Source organism: Virgibacillus sp. M23 (genome assembly GCF_034190895.1).
In the GTDB taxonomy this organism is placed as follows: Bacteria; Bacillota; Bacilli; order Bacillales; family Amphibacillaceae; genus Virgibacillus; species Virgibacillus salarius.
Genome location: NZ_JAWDHA010000380.1, coordinates 1 through 386 on the forward strand (window position 1 = coordinate 1; position 386 = coordinate 386).

The 386-nt window shown below is 41.5% G+C and carries 1 pseudogene; it reads left to right on the forward strand.

Annotation, left to right across the window (positions count from 1 at the left end):
* Positions 1-386 (forward strand): annotated as a pseudogene (locus tag RVS70_RS23105) (primosomal protein N'); the annotation flags it as partial.

Here is a 386-nt window from a genome sequence, read left to right on the forward strand (position 1 = left end):
GTCCCACTACAGTATCCAGCTGACGAAAACGCATGATTATGAAACGTTCTATCAGCATGAAATGGCGCACAGGAGAGAGCAATCCTATCCGCCCTACTACTTTTTGGCTCTTGTGACGGTTTCTCTTGAGGACTTGGCGAAAGCAGAGGTTACAGATGAAAAAATTGCTCATTTTTTGAAAGAAAACTGCGGAGCTGACACGAAAATCCTCGGGCCAAGCGCGTCGCCGATAGCCAGGATCAAAGATAGATATCGCTATCAATGCGTGATAAAATACAAACAGGAAACCCAGTTATCCGCTTTATTGAAGAAGATACTGGAACATTATAAACGCGAAATTGAACAAAAGCATGTAATGATTTCAATTGATATGAATCCTTATATGA